Below are 16,220 nucleotides of genomic sequence, written 5' to 3' on the forward strand. Positions count from 1 at the left end.
TTTTCCGGGTCGCCGAGGACGGCAAGGCCCTGACGATGGCCATCCTGGAACCGGGCGCGGTGTTCGGGGAGATGATGCTCATCGGCCAGCGGATGTATGACAACTACGCCGAGGCCATCGAAGACGTAATGATCTGCCAGCTCAGCGTGGACGAGGTCGAACGGTTCCTGCTCTCGGACCCCCGCATCGCCATCCGCATCTCCCGGCTCCTGGGTGACCAGGTCGCCCGCCTCGAAGAACGCCTCACCGACCTGGCGCTGCGGCCGCTGGCCGCCCAGGTGGCCTCCACGCTGCTCAAACTCGGCGAAGCCGCCGGTCCGCCGCGCTTCGGTCAGGCCCGGACCATCCACCTGACCCACGAACAACTCGCCGGCCTGCTCGGCACTTCCCGGGAGGCGACCAGCAAGATCATGGGTGAGCTCACGGCCAAGAAGGCCATCCGCCAGGGCCGCGGACGGATCGTCATCCAGGACCGCGACATCCTCCGCAAAGCCGCCAGGAGCACCTCATGATCACCGCCACGTTCCACGGCCAGGTGATCGCCCGCACCGAGGAGACGGTCTACCTCGAAGGCAACCACTACTTCCCCCCGGACTCCATAGTGCCGGACACGCTTCAGGGCAGCTGGGTCCGGACCTTGTGCTTTTGGAAAGGCATCGCCCGCTACCACCACGTCCGTGCAGGAGGTCACCGGGCACCGAACGCCGCCTGGTCCTACCCGCGACCGACACCCCTTGCCCGGAAAATCAAGAACCACGTCGCCTTCGCCCCCGGCGGGGGCGTCATCGTCAGCGACGATACCGCCTAACCGGCACCGTCACCGCGCTCGGACTCACACCCCAGGACCCATCCCCGCAGCAACATTCTCTTCTACCCGAATCTGGAACGCGATCACCGGTTGACCGCTCCTACAGCGGTCATAACACCGCCCTGCGGAACTGCGCCAGCCCACCACGGAGGGCCCATCCAGGACGCCGTCACACGCGGGCCTGCAGCCAGCAGCCCAACTCTCTCCCCATGTGTACCTGGAAGGGGCGCTCCCACGGACCAGACATAGGCCGCGGACCGAGGAGTATTCTGTGAATAACCGTCCAGCAAGGAGGGGTCGAACATGGACGCAAGTTCGATGCAGGGTTCATCAACCGGGCCAGGCAATGGCCCGCGTCCAATGAATCAACCGGTTCCTTCCAAACCCAAACGTCCTCCCCGGAAACAGGCCCCGGACCCAAGCCGGGACGCTGAAGTAACGCGGGCCGGGATGATCTGGGTTGCGGTCAGCGCCGGCCTCATCTTGCTGGTATTACTCATCATCTTCATCCTGCAGAATCAGGACCGCGTGACCGTGCACTACCTTGGTGCCGCCGGCGAGCTATCCCTGGGAATGGCGCTTTTCATCGCAGCCGTGGCCGGCGGAATACTCGTAGCGATCGCCGGGGCAGCACGGATCCTCCAACTCAGAAACCAACACAGGCACCGGCCCGGCGGATCCTTGCCGCCGTCGAACCGGCCCAAGCTCCCACGTGGGCAATAAGCTTCAAGCGCGCCGATTCCACCTTCGCGGAGACCACCAGCGCGACAAACCGGGCGGTGATGGCTGCCCTGGACCCGGGCAAGTGCGTGGACGCTGCAGGCCACGGAGGCCTGCAGCCCGCGAGGAGAACCATCACTGTCATGCCTTCCCGGAAAGGGACGTCGGAGACGAAGCGGACGCCAGCCAGGGTTGGGTCGCGCAGCACTGCGAGCTGTCAGGCGCCGCTGGTTAGGCCGCATCGCTGGAAACCCAATCGAGCCCGGGTTTACGGGCCCGCACACGGCTGCCCGCCAAAATTCAAGGAGGCAGGTATTGGGCGCCCACTGCCAGGACAAGCTTTGACGAGACCCTGACGAACCCTAGCGTCGGACATTTCACCTTTTCACAAGCCTCCCCTCTTTGATCTTCAGGGTGAACGTGCGGCTCGGATCGAGCGCCGAGACCAGCCTTATTTTCGAGCCCGGAGAGATGTCCCCGTCCAGGGACACGATCGTGGAATTCCACTCCGGGTACGTCGCGGCCGTCGTCAGGAGCCGCCAGACGGTGTCCGCGCCGGCATTGATGGTTTCAGCGATCCGGGTGGTGCGGCTGAAGGTCTTGCGTGTGGTGGTGGCGGTTCCGTCAGGGATGTCCGACATGAGGTCTCCAGTTTCTTTAAAGTTGCGTGTGAAGCGCCGCTACATTCCGGGGATGTGCTGGGCCTCGTGAACTTCGATTTCGCAACCACCCGGCATGTTCACGTGCGGGTGCTGCTTGGCCAGTTCCACGGCCGCCTCGAGGTTCTCGGCCTCCAGGATGCTGTATCCGGCGACCTCACGCTGGCTCGGCGCCGTGGCGCCGCCGGGGGAAACGCGGACGCCATGGGCGAGCGGAGTGCCGAAGTCGACCAGTCCGTCGCCGACCTTGCCGGCCCAGGCGTTCCACTGTTCCATGACGGCGGCCATGTCCTCCGGTGCGGGCGGAGCGGCCTCGGCGGGGGTCATCGGGGCGTGGTAAATGAAGACAAACTTGGACATGTCGTTCCTTCTTTCGTGATTGCTTGTTGGGGATGGTTGGAGAAAACGTCAGACGGTGATGGTCCGGCCGGTGAACGCGATCAGGCGCTCCAGGCTTCCGGCCGTCTCGGCAACCGGAGCCGCGGCCGCAAAGCTCCCGCTGGAACGGACCTGATCGGAAATGGTCACCCGGGCGAGGCCCTCGACGTAGCCGGTAACGACGTCGGAGACCACGAGTTTCTGGCCGGTGGCCGTCGCGAAGTCCCAGGCGTGCACCAGCAGTTCCAGGTTGAGAATGCCGGCTACCACGGTGGCGGGCAGTTCCGCGAAGCCCATGTCGATGGTGCCTTCGATGCCGCGGCGCGTGATCGCCTCGAGGGTGGGCTGCGCAAGTCCGGCGATGCGCACCTCGGGTGCTGCGTCGACGTCGTCTGCCACGTCAGCGCCGAGCGCCCCGCCGATCTGCTTGAGCGACCCGGCCAGGTGCCCGAGCAGTTCGTGGGCGGTGAACTCCTCGCACGGGGTGGCTTTCTCCCTGTCTTCCGGGGTGAACTTGCGCAGCACGCCCAGGAGCACGGCAAGGGATGCGTCGGCGGCGCTGAAGTGATCGATCGGATCCGGAGCCGCGGACCACTCGTCCGGTCCGGCGCCGGCCGCGGATGACGTTTCGGCGAGCAGACGGTCCAGGTAGTGGTTCCAGCCTTCGGCGTGGGCAACGGCCTGTTCGGCCGTCAGTCCCTCGTGCACCAGACGCAGCGAGGTGCCGTCGGCGTCGGGCTCCAGTGTGATCGTCACGGTGGATGCACCGGGCGCCAGGTCCATCCCGGATTCCCAGCCCCAGGTGAAGACGATGCGTTTGCCGGGCTCGATCTCCTGGAACGTGCCGGCGGCGTGGTGGCCGGGGGTGACCGTCCAGCGGTATTCGCCGCCGATCCGCAGGTCAACCCGGGCCGCCACGGTCTGCCAACGGCGCAGGCGTTCCGGCTCGGTGATGAGCGCGAACGCCTCGTCGGCGCCCACGGGCAGGTGGATTGTCTTATCGAAGCTCATTTGATGGTCCTTTATCTTGATGTGAAGTATCCGGCTGGGTGCGGTGGTGTTGCGGCGGTCCGTGACGCTGCCGGGCCAGGGCAGCGGAATCGGACGCCAGCAGATCCAGTTCGTCAGTCCAGAACTGCTCGACGAGATCCCGAAGCGTGCCCATGCCCACGGGGTTGAGGCGGTAGTACCTGTTCCGCCCCTCCTTCCGCGCAGCCACCAGGCCGGCCTGCTCCAGCAACAGCAGGTGCTGGGAGACAGCCGAACGGCTGACCGTGAAGTGGGCGGCCAACTCCCCCACCGACTGTTCGCTGCGTGCCAGAAGATGCAGCAGCCGACGGCGGTTCGGCTCCGCGGCGATCTCCAAGGCATCCAACATAGACAAAACGTTAGTGGCTGCTAACGCATTGCGCAAGACCCCAATGCCTAAAGGCGAGGCTGAATGCGATGTTCCGGGGCGACACCTGCCGAGTGGGCGCGACCGCGGCGGTTGCCTTCGGGGAGCAAGAGTTCCGGGCGGCCCGGCTGCTGATGGCCGCCGGGCCACACGACGTCACTGGCGGCATGAACCTGGAGGTGGTCGGCATGTGAGCGGGAACCGGGGCGACGTCCTCGTGCAAACACCCTAGCGACCTCAAAGCCGAGGATCTGGGCCGCCTGGGACTTCGCCGGGCACCGGCAATTCGTCTACGTCGCCCGCGCTTCTGCGATTCAGTTGCGGAAGGGCCTAATGGTCCGCGCTTTCAAGGATGGGAGTTCCGCGGGTGGACCGAGGAACTCGCCGGCAAGGACCTACTCGCGCCCGAGGTGGCGGTGGTGCGCGCTGGCGGTGACGGTGGGGAACTGAGCAAGGCGGGCGGCCAGCGCCTGGACGCAGCGGTCCCGGAACTCCGTGGCCCTTTCCGAGTCCACGCCGTAATCGCGCACCTGAGGATCCACGCCGGTCAGCGGCTGGAGTTCCGGAACCCAATGCGGATTGGAGATGAACCGGACATCGGCGACGTGGTTGGCATCCAGCGGCGACCCGTATTTGAAGCCGAAACTCATGACATTGATCCGCACCACGATCGTTCCTGTGGCGGAGAATGCCGAGGTAACGGCGGTGGAAAGGTTGCGGACGTTCATGTCCGTGGTGTCCAAGACGACGTCGGCGGCGCTCGTGACGGCACGCAGCACCTCGCGTTCGGAGCTGATGCCGTTCAGCGTGCTGCAGATGATGCCCAGAAGCGAAACCGCAGTGATGCTCGCCACCGTCACCACCCACAACCTCGCGATCGGAGTCGGAGTCGGCGTTCTCGTGGCCATGGTGATGCTCGCCACCGTCACCACCCACAACCTCGCGATCGGAGTCGGAGTCGGCGTTCTCGTGGCCATGGTGATGTTCGCCCGCCGGGTCGCCCACTTCGTCACCGTCGAACGGACCGTCAAGACCATCGGCGGCCACGAAACAGCCACCTACGTGGTGGACGGCGAACTGTTCTTCGCCTCCTCGAACGACCGCTACACCCAGTTCGAATACGCGCTGGACCCCGAGCACGTCATCATGGACATGCACGCCAGCCACCTCTGGGATGCCCCCACCACCCACCATCGCCGCCCTGGACGCCATCACCGAGAAATACCACCACCACGGCAAGGACGTGAAAAAATCGTCGGCCTCAACGACGCCAGCATCCTGATGCGCGAACGTCTCGGCGGAAAGCTCGGCGCCGGCCAGTAGGCTGCGCTCAATAGCTCAAGTCCATGGCACCTTCCGGGAAACCGGGAGGTGCCCTGTTCATCAGGTGGGGAAACACCTGAGGACACTCCACTTCGGTCTCGGGTGGTCCTCGCTGGGGGCGATGAGCAACCCGAGCATTAGGTCCGGCTTCAGGCATGCCTGATGGTCGACTCAAGCCAAGCGCGGACGCAGGCAAATGACCGGTAAGGAATCCGGACGTATGTGCGTGCTCATAGGTAACTGCAGATGAGTCCGGCGTCACAGGTTGCGGGGTCGCCGGCCGCAACCGCCGCGTGTGCTTCGGCCATGCCGTTCCTAAGTGCAGTCAGTTCCGCGATCTGGGCGTCAAGGGCCGCCAACTGGTCGGCAAGGGCGTCCCGCACGTGCGGGCAAGGTGCGTTTCCGGGGTCTCGGACGGCGAGGATGTCCCGCAGCTGGGAAACGCTGAGCCCCGCGGCGCGGCCCCGGCGGATGAAGTCGAGACGCCCGACTGTGTCAGGTGCGTATATCCGATAGCCGTTTGCTGCGCGTTCTGGCGCCGGGAGCAGGCCCTGCTCTTCGTAGAACCGCACGGCCTTCGTACTCACTCCGGCTGCGGCTGCGGCACTTCCGATCAGCATCGCCGTCCTTTCTTGGTTCCACTGGGCGCGCACGCGACCGGGGAGCTGTGTTCCTTGAGCTCTCCACTCTAGGGACGGAGCACGTCAGCGTCCACGGGCGGACAGCGTCTCCTCGCCATCGCGTGGGGCTATCCGACATCGGTCGGCCCGTGAACCGGTGGTCCCCCGGTTCACGCGTTCGCGATGGCTTCAACACAGGACTGGCGAGAGCCCGTCGGTCTTGCTGCACTTGACCTTCCCCTATGGGGGAAGGTACAGACTGGGTCCAGATCAACGGGCAGGACCCCTTGAGGGGCTGCACCGGCCCGCGGCACTGGCCTGGGGTCGTTCCAACAGAATTTGGAGGCTTTGTGACTGACACGGCGGCATTTGATTATGATCTGGCGGTAATCGGGTCAGGTGGCGGGGCCTTTGCCGCCGCGATCCGGGCCACGAACCTGGGTAAGAGGGTGCTGATGGTGGAACGGGGCACCGTCGGCGGGACGTGCGTGAACACGGGCTGCGTACCGTCCAAGGCCCTGCTTGCCGCGGCCGAGGCCCGCCACGTAGCGCTGGACGCCTCAGGCCGGTTTCCCGGCATCGACACCTCGGCCGGGGCGGTGGACATGTCGGGTCTGATCGGGGGGAAGCGGTCCCTGGTGGAAGGGATGCGCTCTGAGAAGTATGTGGACCTGATCGCCGATTACGGCTGGGAGATGCGCCAGGGCGAGGCCATGTTCGCGGGGACCCCGGGCGACCCGGTCCTGGACATCGTCTCCCCCGGCGGCGCCCGGACCTCTGTCCGTGCCTCCCACTATCTCGTTGCGACCGGGTCAGCCCCGTGGGTACCGGAAGTCCCCGGACTGGAGGACACCGGTTATCTGACGTCGACCACGGCGATGGAGCTGGACGAGGTTCCGGAGTCGCTGCTGGTGATCGGCGGCGGCTACGTCGCATTGGAACAGGCCCAGCTGTTCGCACGGCTCGGTTCGAAGGTGACAATGCTGGTCCGGTCCCGGCTTGCCTCGTCGGAGGAACCTGAAGCCTCGCTGGCCTTGATGGGTGTTTTCGCGGATGAAGGGATCCGGGTGGTGCGCCGCGCCACGCTTTCCACCGTGGGCACCGACCCGGGAACCGGCCAGGTGGTGGCGACCGCGGCGGTTGCCGGCGGGGAGGAAGAGTTCCGGGCGGACCGGCTGCTGATGGCTACCGGCCGACGCGCCGTCACCGGCGGCCTGAACCTGGAAACGGTCGGCGTGGGGACCGGGAACCGGGGCGAAATCCTCGTGCAAAACACCCTCGCTACCTCAAATCCGAGGATCTGGGCCGCCGGAGACGTCACCGGGCACCGGGAATTCGTCTACGTCGCCTCGGCCCACGGGGCCCTGGCGGTGGAAAACGCATTCACTGACGCCGGGCGCGAGGTCGACTACCGGCACCTGCCCCGGGTCGTTTTCACCAGTCCGGCGCTGGCCGCCGTCGGAATGACGGATCAGCAAGCCAACGGCGACGGGATCCGCTGTGAATGCCGAGTACTTCCACTCGAATTCGTGCCCCGGGCGTTGGTCAACCGGGACACGCGGGGCTTCATCAAGATCGTCGCCGACAACGAAACAGGCCGAATCCTGGGAATCACAGCCGTCGGAAAAGACGCAGGAGAACTCGCCGCCGCCGGCGTCTACATCGTCGAGGCCGGAATGACGGTCGATCAGGTCGCGAACCTGTGGGCCCCCTACCTGACCATCGCCGAAGGGATCAGAATCGCCGCGCAGTCCTACAACACGGACGTATCGCGGCTCTCATGCTGCGCCTCGTAACGCCACCCCCCGGCCAGACCGGCCGTGTCCGCGGGTGTCATTGACGGGCAAGCCCCTGGCCGGCAGGGCCGGCAGAGACACACTGACTGAACAAACACTCTTGATGCTCCCGCCCCATCAACCACCACCAACCCACCAAAGGACACAGAAAATGACCACCAAGAACGTCACGGACGACTCATTCGCTGAAGACGTCCTCCAGGCGGGCAAAGCCGTCATCGTCGATTTCTGGGCAGACTGGTGCGGGCCCTGCCAGAAGGTATCGCCCGTGCTGGATCAGATCGCCGTCGAATACGCGGACAAAGTCCAGGTCGTCAAGGTCAACATCGACGAAAACCCTGCCGTGGCTGCGAGCCTGGGAATTACGTCGATCCCTGCCATCTACCTTTTCAAGGACGGCGAACACAAGGCGTCCGTTATCGGCGCGCGGCCCAAGCAGTTCATTGAGAAGGAATTCGCGGACTACCTGCGCTAAGCCCCGCACCCGCCGGGTCCGGGAAAGCAGGACGGATCCGCGAGCCGCTTCCTTCTCTCCAAAGCCGGGGCGGCAGACTTGAGCTGGCGACCTGCACACCACCACAAGGAGAACCCATGACCACCACCCCGTCAGTCATCATCTTTGATGTGAACGAAACCCTCTCGGATATGTCCCCCATGGGGGCGCGCTTCAGCGAGGTCGGGGCGCCGGCTGAATTGGCGAAGCTTTGGTTCGCGACGCTGCTGCGCGACGGCTTCGCACTGACCGCCAGCGGCGACAACGTCCCGTTCGCCGCGATCGGGACTGCCGTCCTTCGAGACCTGCTGGCCGGGGTGGAGCTAAACCGCGCCCCGGATCTGGCGGTCGAACACATCATGGACGGCATGACCGGCTTGGAGGTCCACCCGGATGTCCCGGAGGGGGTGCGGGCACTCTCTGCGGCCGGGTTCCGGCTGGTCACCCTCAGCAACGGCTCGGCCGGGATCGCCGAGAAGCTGTTCAGCGAGGCAGGGATCCGGGAAGAGTTTGAGTTGCTACTCTCGGTCGAAGATGCTCCCGCGTGGAAGCCTTCGCGCGCGTCCTATGAATATGCGGCCACCGTTTGCGGGACTGATCCTGCAGGCATGCTGCTGGTGGCCGTCCACCCGTGGGACATCCATGGTGCGGCCCGCGCGGGGCTACGCACGGCGTGGCTGAACCGGACCGGGGGAAGCTACCCGGAGCACTTCGAGGCGCCCGAATTCACCGTGAGCGCCCTGACCGGGCTCCCCGAGGCGCTGGAAGCAGCAGCCTGAGGGTGCTGTGACTACGTTTCCTCTATTTGATGAATCCTCTGTCTTTGAGCCAGGCAGCGGCCGCGTCCCGTGGGTTCGTTTTTCGGTTGCCGGAGACGTCCCGGTTCAGCGTCAGGAGATCAGCGCCCGGTGGAGATGACTGCGGTGGCGGTGTCCGCCGTGGTGGGCCCGCCGGGATCCGGCTGGCCCGGGACGAGGGCCCGCGCGGAGACCGGGATCGTGAGCCGAACGGCATCGCCGGCGCCCAGCGGCCGGCCCCAGGGCGCCTCGGTCTGAAGTCTGATGCCGGATGCGTCAACGGTGACCAGCCGGCGGGGCCCCAGCACCCGGATGTCCGTCACGATGCCGGGCACGCCGTACTCGGCAGAGCTCCGGGTATTGTCCTGGATGCTGATGCTTTCCTGCCGGATGACCAGCACGCCCGGGCCGTCGGGCCAGCCCGTGTCCGCGGGCAGGCCCAGGTCTCCCAGCGCCGAATAGTGCACTCCGTCCCGGACGGTTCCCGTGATTTCGTTCGTGCCGCCCATGAGCCGGTGGACTTCCAGGGATACGGGTCGGGAGTACAACAGGTCGACGCGGTCGTGCTGGAGCAGCCTGCCACGGCTGAGCAGGGCGACGCGGTCGGCGACGGCGGCCGCTTCCTCGCGGTCGTGGGTGACCATGAGGATGGTGGGGGCCAGCCGCTCCCGGAGCTGTACCAGCAGCTCGTGCATGGTGGAGCGCAGTTGCGGGTCGAGGGCGCTGAAGGGTTCGTCCAGGAGCAAAATGGCAGGCCGGGCGGCCAGGGCCCGGGCGATGGCCACCCGCTGCGCCTGCCCGCCGGAGATGGCCGTCACGGGACGGCGGCCGTACCCTTCGAGCTGCACCAGGTCCAGGAAATGCGCGGCATCGGTCCGGGCTGCCCGGCGGCGGACGCCGCGGACGGTCGCGGCGAAGGCCACATTGTCCAGGACGTTCAGGTGGGGGAACAGCAGCGGGCGCTGGGAGACCATGGCCATGCCGCGGTGTTCGGGGCTGACCCGGGCCAGGTCGGTGCCGTGAAGAACGATCCTTCCGGCGTCCGGGGCTTCGAGTCCGGCCACGGCGCGCAGCAGCGTACTTTTCCCTGACCCGGAAGGCCCCAGGACGGCGGTGCATGAACCGCTCTCCAGGGCGAGGTTCACGTTGTTCAGGACCGGCGCTGATGAGCTGCTGAAGGACTTTGAGAGTCCGTCGATAACCAGATCGTTGCTCATGAAAGACCTCCCGGGGGTTTGCGTGCGAAGAAGCCAAGACCCAGCAGCAGGATCAGCGGCGGAAGGACGGCCGTCACCGACAGCACGGCAACGACGGAATCGTTGCCCGTGCCGGAAGCGGCCGAAGCGACGAGCATCGGAACGGTGATGAACGCGCCGCCGCCGACCAGAAGGGTGATGAGGTAGTCACTCCAGCCGATGAGGAAGGCCAGGAAGGCACTGCGTGCCAATGCCGGGGCGAGCAGTGGCAGGTGCACCCGGGCAAGGACCTGCCACCGGGTGGCTCCCAGGGTGCGGGCCTCCTCTTCAAAGCCCAGGTCGTGCGAACCGTAGGCCACGCGCATGGTGTAAGTCGTGTAGGGCAGGGCGTAGACGCTGAGGATGAGGATCACCCCGGCCAGCGGCGGGACCTGCAGCCTCAGGAGCAGCACGTTGAGCCCGAAGGCCGCCGCGAACGCCGGGAGCGCCAGAGGAGCAAACAGGACAGCGTTGACGGCCGCGGGGAACGGGACCCGGTGGTAGGCCAGGGCCCGGGCGGCCAAGGCGCCGAGCGGAGTGGCGACGGCGCTGACCGCCAGCCCCAGGCCCAGGGAACGGGCGAAGGCCGGGCCCGCGCCCTGGGCCAGGGCCGACCGGACGCCGTCCAAGCCCCAGGCCTCGGGCAGGGCGGCCGGATAGGACCAGCGGTCCGCGAACAGCCACAGGCCCAGCGGTGCCAGGGGAAGGAGAAACCACACTGCCAGGGCCAGGGCCAGTAGGGTGCGTCCCACCCGCCCCGGGGTGCGGGAGATCCGCAGGGCCGAGCCGTCGCCGCGCGGTGGCGTCCAGGGGGTCCTCGGGCCCGGAGGAAGTGTCACCGCCATAGCGGAATCCTCCTCAGGAGGGCGAACGCGGCGAAGGCAGCCCCGAAGGACACAATCGCGGTGACCACGGCGAGGGCTGCGGCCTCGGGCCGGGACGTCAGGGACGCGGAGCTGAAGACCCGTAACGCCATCACCGGAAGCGGTTCGGGAGAGGGCCGGCCGAGCAGCCAGGCGACCTCGTAAGAGCCGAAGGTATAGACGAAGACGATCGTTGCGGAAACGGTCAGCGCCGGAAGGCTCAGCGGCAGCAGGACGTGGCGGAGGCGCCGGAGGCGGCCGGCTCCCAGGAGGGCCGCCGTTTCGTCATAGCCCGTTGAGCGGGTGATCAGGGCACCGGTAACGACCAGGGCGATGAAGGCGGATTCTTTCCAGCTGTAGTCGGCAATGACCGCGAACCACCAGGGTCCCCCAACCAGCTGCGGCCAGGCCTCCCCCGCCCCGGTCAGCCGGGACAGCACTCCGGAATCTGAGAGCAACAACCCCACGGACGCGGCCCCGACGATGTGCGGAAATGGAATCGTGAGGGTACTGACGGCGGCAACGACCCGGCCGCACCACCGGCCCTGGACAATGATCAGGGCGGCCATGAACCCCACGGCGGAGGCGGCGATGGTTGATGCCGACGCGATGGCCAGGGACAGGCCGACGGCAGAGGGAAGGTCCGGGGCCACCGTGGTGTATGCCTCCAGAGTCAGTGACGGGCTGCCGGCCAGCGGCAGAAGGCCCAGGCTCTGGGCAGCCGCGGTCAGCAGCCCGCCCAAAACGACGAAGGATGCCATCAGCACCGCCGGGGCAGCCATCAGCCACGGCGGCAGGCGCCGGCCCGAACTCATGCGGGCAGGGCTGGAGACCACGGTGTCACCGGCCCGTCAGGATCTGGCGCCGCCAGGCGTCGTCGAGTTCCGGCACCCACGCGGCGGCAAGTTCCGGGTTGGCGTTTTTCGAGAGCACATCGTAGGCGGGCACCACCGGGGATGGCGGCAGGGCCTCGAACATGGCCCGCTGCGCGGCGCTCAGCGCGGCCGGGTCAAGAACCGGGAACTGGCCCCAGACCCGAGGGTCCGCTTTGGCGGCCTGCTGCTCCGGTGAGAGCGCCAGGTTCGCGACGACCATCGCCCCCGCCTGATGCCCGGAGGTTGACGGGATAGCCAGGAAGCTCGCGTTCCCGACCGTGCCCTCCTCCAGGGTGAGGACTTTCGTGGCCGCCGGGTAGGTGCCGTCGGCGACGAGTTTGGTTAAGGTGGCCGGGCCGTACGTCATGGTGAAATCGACCTGCCCGCCGGCGTACAGGGCATCCAGCTCCCCGGATGTCTTCGGGTACGTCTTCCCTTCGCGCCACAGCGACGGGGCAAGGCCGGTGAGCGTGTCGAACAGGGCCGGGGTGAGCCTGTCGAATGCTTTCCGCTCGAATCCGAGCGGCACGTTAGCATATCCGCCGGAGACGCTGTAGAGCACCTGCCTGGTGAAGACGGAACCGGTGAAGTCCGGCGGCGCCGGGTACGTGAAGCGGCCCGGATGGGTCCGGGACCAGTCCAGCAGCCCTGCCAGGGTCTTCGGCGGGTCGGTGACGGTGGCGGAGTTGTACGCGAAGGTGAACTGGGCCTTGCTCCACGGCGCTTCGCAACCCTCGACCGGTGCCCCGAAATCGTTGGCCAGCAGCGGGTCTGACGCCGCGGTGAGTGTCATGTTGGGCAGCATCGACGTCCAGCCGCAGGACCAGGCCCCGGCCTGTTTGCCGGTGCCGAAGTTATCGCCATTGACCCAGACCAGATCGACGGCACCGTCCCGGGTTCCGGCCTGCACTTCGGTCAGGACACGGTTCATGGCGTCTTTCGTATCGGCGACCGGGACGCGTTCGAGCGTGACACCTTCTTTCGCCGCCGCGGGTTTAAGCGTGTTGTCGACGTAGGAGTTGCCTTGCTTGTCGCCGCCATACATCCACAACCGAACGGTCTGGCCCTGGGCGGCGGCGGTGACCTGGTCCCAGCCGGTGAACCCGGCCTGGGCGGCTGGAGGGGCGGCGCAGCCCGCCAATGCCAGAGCAGCTGCCGCGATCGCGGCAGTACCGGACAGGATTGTTTTGGTGCGGAGGGTAAAAGTCATTCCTGCGGTCCTGTCAGAATGTTGAGCGTCATTAGCGGGGGTCGCCGGTGGGTGGCGGCTGTTCTCACGGCCGCGCTGTTCCGGCCGCCGCGGCGAGGGTGACGGGGCGGAGCGGGAGCATCCTGCGTAGCCCGGCGTTTTCTGCCGCGTCCAGGGTCGAGTGCTGGACGCAGGCCGGGACGAGCTTCCCTGTTTCGGGGTGACTCATCGCGTACATGCAAGCGCCGAGGCGTTCCTGGGTTTCCCGGATTTTGGGGTCATCACTGACCACGCCCTGCTCCATCAGGGCCCAGGCCGGTGTGACGTCGGCGGCGTCCATGAAGTTGTGCACCACGAACGTTTTGAACGACAGCCGGCGACGCCAGGCGGCGCATGCCACCGTAGGAAGTCCGCCGGCCCGGTGCACGAGGCGTCGGGCAAAGGAGAGGATGAGGGGAACGTCGCCCGGGTGGGCCAGGAGTGCCCGGAGGATTTTGGTGCCCACGATCCACGCCGGGGTGCCGCCGAAATACATTCCGCCGTAGTTTTTCAGGAGGCTGTCTCGCGCGGCGAGGTCCCGCGGGTCGTCCGGGTCCAGCAGTGCGGTGAGTCCGGTCCCGGTGCTGAGGGCGACGGCGGTCCGGTTGCACCGGGTGTCCCCGAATTGGGTTCCCTGCCAGGGAATCCTGTGACCGGCGCCTGCTTCGATGCGGGACCAGACCGCGTCGATGGTGATCTCCTGGAAGTCCTCGGACCATCTCCGGTCATCCCCGATGTAGGCGGCCGGCTGGAAGGAGAGCATGTCGTACGGCATCTTCAGGACCGCCTTGGTGACCTCGGCGACCTGGTCGACATTGGCCGGGGTGACGGTCATGTTGTGGGCAAGGTAGGAGCTGATGCCGTGGTCGTGTTTGAGGGCGACGAACATTTCAGCGAACCGGGCGCGGAACGGGTTCAGTTCGGCTTCGTTGCGGGGGCGCACGGCGCCGCGGCGGCCACGCATCAGTGAATCGAAGTGCGCGGCAAAGGACACTTTCCGGAACCGGGGGCTGCCGTCATGGTCCAGGGCCACATCCAAAAGGTAGTCGTAGTCGAAATCGCCGTGGGTCATGGACATCGGTTCGCGGCCGTTGGCGTGCATGGCCTCCAGCGCCGCGGCGTGGTCCCTGGCCGGAAGCAGACTGACTTCCCCGCCGATCAGCTGGGCATGGGCGCGGGGGCCCCGGACCCGGCGCAGGAACTCCATCTGCTTCCTGACAGCGGCGACGGTGTGGCCGCCGTCGATCCGGACCTTATTCGCATCCGCCGAGTGGTAACACGGCGAGCAGGTCAGATTGCATTTGGGAAAAACGCCGTGGGTGCCTTCACAGCCGACGGCGCTTCGTCCCAGCAACTGCGCCGGGGTCTTCACGTGCCCGGGGAGCCCGGCCCAGCGCCGATCCATCGCGGCCCTGCTCTCCGGGTGGACGGGGCGGGTGAGGAGTTCGACGCTCCGGAGGAGGACTGCGATCTTCATGGTTCTCCTGCTGGTGGGGAGACTAAGCGGCGGACCGGGCGGCAGGGTGCCGTGAGCGTGGGGAAGGTGGGAACGGTGGAAGGAAGCATCCGCCGCCTTCCACCTTCCCGGTATCTCAGGCGGTCAGTTCCGGGACTGCGGGCAGGTCCAGCTCGGTTCCGGCGTAGTGGTTGAAGTAGTTGGTGAACAGGTTGGCCGCGATGTGGGCGAACGCCTCGGACAATTCCTCGGCGCTCCAGCCGGCGTCAAGGGCCGCCTGCCAGGTCGCGTCGGAGACGTTCCCGGTCCTGGCCGCGGCTTCGCGGGCGACAAAAGAGATCGCTTCGAGTTTGTCGTCGAAATCCACTTCACCGGCGCGGATCGCGAGGATCTGCTCGTCGTCCAGCCCGGCCCGGCGTCCCGAGAGGGTGTGGGCGGCCTGGCAGTAGTCACAGCCGTTCTGGTTTCCCACGGCCAGGGCGATCGCCTCCCGGGTGCGGGCGTCAAAGCTGCCGTGTTCCGCGATGGCGGCGGACATCCCCATGTAGGAAGCGATCACAGCCGGTGAGTGGGCCATCCCGGCGTGGATGTTGAGCAGTTTGCCCATTTTCTGCTCCAGTTTCCGGGCGATCCCCTGGGATGCTTCGGGTGCTGTGGCAACGGTGTGGGCGGGAATGCGTGGCATGCGGGTACTCTCTTATCTTTTCGATTTACAAGGACAAAACTGTGCGGCGGGGAAAGCGACAGTGGCGCGGCTGTAGACGCTCAGGGATGTTCGCCGCTGACGATGACGCCTCCGCCGGGGGCGAAGGCGATGTGGCCTTTGATCCTCCGGGCCAGGGGTGTCGGCCGCGGGTAGGACCAGGCAGCGTTCGGTGCCCGGTAGTCCGCTGCGCGGACGTGGTGGTAGCGGGCGACACCCTTCCAGAAGCACAGGGTCCGGACCCGGCTGGCCTCCAGCGCGTCCGGCACTACGGACTCCGGAGGAAAGTAGTGGTTGCCCTCCAGATAGACCGTCTGCTCCGAGCGGGCGATTACCTGGCCATGGAACGTGGCGGTGATCATGAAGAGCTCCGGGCCAGTTTGCGCAGGACGTCGCGGTCCTGGATAACGATGCGCCCGCGACCCTGGCGGATGGCCTTTTTGGCCGTGAGCTCACCCATAATCTTGCTGGTGGCCTCCCGGGACGCGCCCAGGAGGCCGGCGAGCTGTTCATGGGTCAGGTGGATGGTCCGGGCCTGCCCGAAGCGCGGCGGGCCCGCGGCGTCGCCGAGTTTGAGCAGGGTGGAGGCCACCTGGGCGGCCAGCGGCCGCAGCGCCAGGTCGGTCAGGCGTTCCTCGAGGCGGGCGACCTGTTCGCCCAGGAGCCGGGAGATGCGGATGGCGATGCGGGGATCCGAGAGCAGGAACCGCTCGACCTCATCGACGCTGAGCTGGCAGATCGCCGAGTCTTCGATGGCCTCGGCATAGTTGTCATACATCCGCTGGCCCACGAGCATCATCTCCCCGAACACCGCGCCCGGTTCCAGGATGGCCATCGTCAGGGCCTTGCCGTCCTCGGCGACCCGGAAAA

General features: G+C 66.7%; 20 protein-coding genes and 1 pseudogene. 7 read left to right on the forward strand and 14 right to left on the reverse strand.

Annotation, left to right across the window (positions count from 1 at the left end):
* The 3 genes from BJQ90_RS09920 to BJQ90_RS09930 form a co-directional block, all read left to right on the forward strand.
* On the forward strand, window positions 1-512 hold a 512-nt coding region (locus BJQ90_RS09920; protein ID WP_226760122.1), incomplete at its 5' end, for a Crp/Fnr family transcriptional regulator.
* Window positions 509-808 carry a DUF427 domain-containing protein gene (locus BJQ90_RS09925; RefSeq protein ID WP_226760123.1) on the forward strand — a complete coding sequence of 100 codons (300 nt, stop codon included), beginning with the start codon at window positions 509-511 and terminating at the stop codon, window positions 806-808. The genes BJQ90_RS09920 and BJQ90_RS09925, both read left to right, overlap by 4 nt.
* Window positions 809-1,111: 303 nt before the next feature.
* A complete protein-coding gene (locus tag BJQ90_RS09930; protein ID WP_226760124.1) occupies window positions 1,112-1,531 on the forward strand; it encodes a lipopolysaccharide assembly LapA domain-containing protein in 420 nt (139 codons plus the stop codon).
* Window positions 1,532-1,905: 374 nt separating this feature from the next.
* Here the strand turns inward: BJQ90_RS09930 and BJQ90_RS09935 are convergent, their stop codons facing one another.
* The 5 genes from BJQ90_RS09935 to BJQ90_RS09955 all read right to left on the reverse strand — a co-directional run bounded on the left by BJQ90_RS09935 (window position 1,906) and on the right by BJQ90_RS09955 (window position 4,869).
* Window positions 1,906-2,169, reverse strand: coding sequence for a hypothetical protein (locus BJQ90_RS09935; RefSeq protein ID WP_226760125.1), 264 nt, complete (start codon window positions 2,167-2,169; stop codon window positions 1,906-1,908).
* Between the two features lie 39 nt (window positions 2,170-2,208).
* Complete coding sequence (locus tag BJQ90_RS09940; RefSeq protein WP_226760126.1) at window positions 2,209-2,547, reverse strand: YciI family protein; 339 nt, start codon at window positions 2,545-2,547, stop codon at window positions 2,209-2,211.
* Between the two features lie 48 nt (window positions 2,548-2,595).
* The gene (locus BJQ90_RS09945) at window positions 2,596-3,576 is read right to left on the reverse strand and encodes a TIGR03086 family metal-binding protein (RefSeq protein ID WP_226760127.1); all 981 of its coding nucleotides are present in this window, start codon (window positions 3,574-3,576) and stop codon (window positions 2,596-2,598) included.
* Window positions 3,563-3,943, reverse strand: coding sequence for an ArsR/SmtB family transcription factor (locus tag BJQ90_RS09950; RefSeq protein WP_226760128.1), 381 nt, complete (start codon window positions 3,941-3,943; stop codon window positions 3,563-3,565). The genes BJQ90_RS09945 and BJQ90_RS09950 overlap by 14 nt, the downstream gene beginning before the upstream one ends.
* Window positions 3,944-4,356: 413 nt before the next feature.
* On the reverse strand, window positions 4,357-4,869 hold the full coding sequence (locus tag BJQ90_RS09955; RefSeq protein WP_226760129.1) for an RNase adapter RapZ: 513 nt from the start codon (window positions 4,867-4,869) through the stop codon (window positions 4,357-4,359).
* Here BJQ90_RS09955 and BJQ90_RS09960 point away from each other — a divergent pair.
* Window positions 4,766-5,284, forward strand: a pseudogene (locus BJQ90_RS09960) (STAS domain-containing protein); the annotation flags it as partial. The gene BJQ90_RS09955 and the pseudogene BJQ90_RS09960 sit on opposite strands and share 104 nt — an antisense overlap.
* Window positions 5,285-5,514: 230 nt before the next feature.
* Here BJQ90_RS09960 and BJQ90_RS09965 read toward each other — a convergent pair.
* Entirely contained in the window at window positions 5,515-5,904 is a 390-nt protein-coding gene (locus BJQ90_RS09965; RefSeq protein ID WP_226760130.1) for a heavy metal-responsive transcriptional regulator, read from the reverse strand.
* A 350-nt stretch (window positions 5,905-6,254) separates the two neighbouring features.
* On the opposite strand from BJQ90_RS09965, the gene merA reads away from it, so the two are divergent.
* The 3 genes from merA (at window position 6,255) to BJQ90_RS09980 (ending at window position 8,972) form a co-directional block, all read left to right on the forward strand.
* Window positions 6,255-7,700, forward strand: coding sequence for a mercury(II) reductase (gene merA / locus BJQ90_RS09970; RefSeq protein ID WP_226760131.1), 1,446 nt, complete (start codon window positions 6,255-6,257; stop codon window positions 7,698-7,700).
* A gap of 151 nt (window positions 7,701-7,851) precedes the next feature.
* A complete protein-coding gene (gene trxA / locus BJQ90_RS09975; protein ID WP_226760132.1) occupies window positions 7,852-8,175 on the forward strand; it encodes a thioredoxin in 324 nt (107 codons plus the stop codon).
* 116 nt (window positions 8,176-8,291) lie between these two features.
* Entirely contained in the window at window positions 8,292-8,972 is a 681-nt protein-coding gene (locus BJQ90_RS09980; RefSeq protein ID WP_226760133.1) for a haloacid dehalogenase type II, read from the forward strand.
* A gap of 119 nt (window positions 8,973-9,091) precedes the next feature.
* Here the strand turns inward: BJQ90_RS09980 and BJQ90_RS09985 are convergent, their stop codons facing one another.
* The 8 genes from BJQ90_RS09985 to BJQ90_RS10020 all read right to left on the reverse strand — a co-directional run.
* The gene (locus BJQ90_RS09985; RefSeq protein ID WP_226760134.1) at window positions 9,092-10,207 is read right to left on the reverse strand and encodes an ABC transporter ATP-binding protein; all 1,116 of its coding nucleotides are present in this window, start codon (window positions 10,205-10,207) and stop codon (window positions 9,092-9,094) included.
* Entirely contained in the window at window positions 10,204-11,070 is an 867-nt protein-coding gene (locus BJQ90_RS09990) for an ABC transporter permease (protein ID WP_226760135.1), read from the reverse strand. The genes BJQ90_RS09985 and BJQ90_RS09990 overlap by 4 nt, the downstream gene beginning before the upstream one ends.
* Window positions 11,061-11,903, reverse strand: a complete 843-nt coding sequence (locus tag BJQ90_RS09995; protein WP_226760136.1) for an ABC transporter permease subunit — start codon at window positions 11,901-11,903, stop codon at window positions 11,061-11,063. The genes BJQ90_RS09990 and BJQ90_RS09995 overlap by 10 nt, the downstream gene beginning before the upstream one ends.
* Before the next feature lie 25 nt (window positions 11,904-11,928).
* Window positions 11,929-13,173 carry an ABC transporter substrate-binding protein gene (locus BJQ90_RS10000; protein ID WP_226760137.1) on the reverse strand — a complete coding sequence of 415 codons (1,245 nt, stop codon included), beginning with the start codon at window positions 13,171-13,173 and terminating at the stop codon, window positions 11,929-11,931.
* Between the two features lie 64 nt (window positions 13,174-13,237).
* Window positions 13,238-14,668 (reverse strand): hypothetical protein, encoded by a 1,431-nt coding sequence (locus BJQ90_RS10005; RefSeq protein WP_226760138.1) that lies wholly within the window; start codon window positions 14,666-14,668, stop codon window positions 13,238-13,240.
* A gap of 115 nt (window positions 14,669-14,783) precedes the next feature.
* Window positions 14,784-15,332, reverse strand: a complete 549-nt coding sequence (locus tag BJQ90_RS10010; RefSeq protein WP_226760139.1) for a carboxymuconolactone decarboxylase family protein — start codon at window positions 15,330-15,332, stop codon at window positions 14,784-14,786.
* 80 nt (window positions 15,333-15,412) lie between these two features.
* Window positions 15,413-15,712, reverse strand: a complete 300-nt coding sequence (locus BJQ90_RS10015) for a DUF427 domain-containing protein (protein WP_226760140.1) — start codon at window positions 15,710-15,712, stop codon at window positions 15,413-15,415.
* A partial coding sequence (locus BJQ90_RS10020; RefSeq protein ID WP_226760141.1) for a Crp/Fnr family transcriptional regulator occupies window positions 15,709-16,220 on the reverse strand: 512 nt, incomplete at its 5' end. The genes BJQ90_RS10015 and BJQ90_RS10020, both read right to left, overlap by 4 nt.

Origin of the sequence: Arthrobacter sp. SO3 (assembly GCF_020532825.1) — a bacterium.
Taxonomy (GTDB): domain Bacteria; phylum Actinomycetota; class Actinomycetes; order Actinomycetales; family Micrococcaceae; genus Arthrobacter.

Excerpts from the sequence above, each read along its gene's own strand:
- BJQ90_RS09980 (WP_226760133.1), top strand. The coding sequence starts at position 8,292 with ATGACCACCACCCCGTCAGTCATCATCTTTGATGTGAACGAAACCCTC.
- BJQ90_RS10015 (WP_226760140.1), bottom strand. The coding sequence starts at position 15,712 with ATGATCACCGCCACGTTCCATGGCCAGGTAATCGCCCGCTCGGAGCAG.
- BJQ90_RS09925 (WP_226760123.1), top strand. The coding sequence starts at position 509 with ATGATCACCGCCACGTTCCACGGCCAGGTGATCGCCCGCACCGAGGAG.
- BJQ90_RS09930 (WP_226760124.1), top strand. The coding sequence starts at position 1,112 with ATGGACGCAAGTTCGATGCAGGGTTCATCAACCGGGCCAGGCAATGGC.
- trxA (WP_226760132.1), top strand. The coding sequence starts at position 7,852 with ATGACCACCAAGAACGTCACGGACGACTCATTCGCTGAAGACGTCCTC.
- BJQ90_RS10010 (WP_226760139.1), bottom strand. The coding sequence starts at position 15,332 with ATGCCACGCATTCCCGCCCACACCGTTGCCACAGCACCCGAAGCATCC.
- BJQ90_RS09945 (WP_226760127.1), bottom strand. The coding sequence starts at position 3,576 with ATGAGCTTCGATAAGACAATCCACCTGCCCGTGGGCGCCGACGAGGCG.
- BJQ90_RS09935 (WP_226760125.1), bottom strand. The coding sequence starts at position 2,169 with ATGTCGGACATCCCTGACGGAACCGCCACCACCACACGCAAGACCTTC.
- BJQ90_RS09955 (WP_226760129.1), bottom strand. The coding sequence starts at position 4,869 with ATGGCCACGAGAACGCCGACTCCGACTCCGATCGCGAGGTTGTGGGTG.
- BJQ90_RS09985 (WP_226760134.1), bottom strand. The coding sequence starts at position 10,207 with ATGAGCAACGATCTGGTTATCGACGGACTCTCAAAGTCCTTCAGCAGC.
- BJQ90_RS09965 (WP_226760130.1), bottom strand. The coding sequence starts at position 5,904 with ATGCTGATCGGAAGTGCCGCAGCCGCAGCCGGAGTGAGTACGAAGGCC.
- BJQ90_RS09950 (WP_226760128.1), bottom strand. The coding sequence starts at position 3,943 with ATGTTGGATGCCTTGGAGATCGCCGCGGAGCCGAACCGCCGTCGGCTG.
- BJQ90_RS09940 (WP_226760126.1), bottom strand. The coding sequence starts at position 2,547 with ATGTCCAAGTTTGTCTTCATTTACCACGCCCCGATGACCCCCGCCGAG.
- BJQ90_RS09995 (WP_226760136.1), bottom strand. The coding sequence starts at position 11,903 with ATGAGTTCGGGCCGGCGCCTGCCGCCGTGGCTGATGGCTGCCCCGGCG.
- BJQ90_RS10005 (WP_226760138.1), bottom strand. The coding sequence starts at position 14,668 with ATGAAGATCGCAGTCCTCCTCCGGAGCGTCGAACTCCTCACCCGCCCC.
- BJQ90_RS10000 (WP_226760137.1), bottom strand. The coding sequence starts at position 13,173 with ATGACTTTTACCCTCCGCACCAAAACAATCCTGTCCGGTACTGCCGCG.
- BJQ90_RS09990 (WP_226760135.1), bottom strand. The coding sequence starts at position 11,070 with ATGGCGGTGACACTTCCTCCGGGCCCGAGGACCCCCTGGACGCCACCG.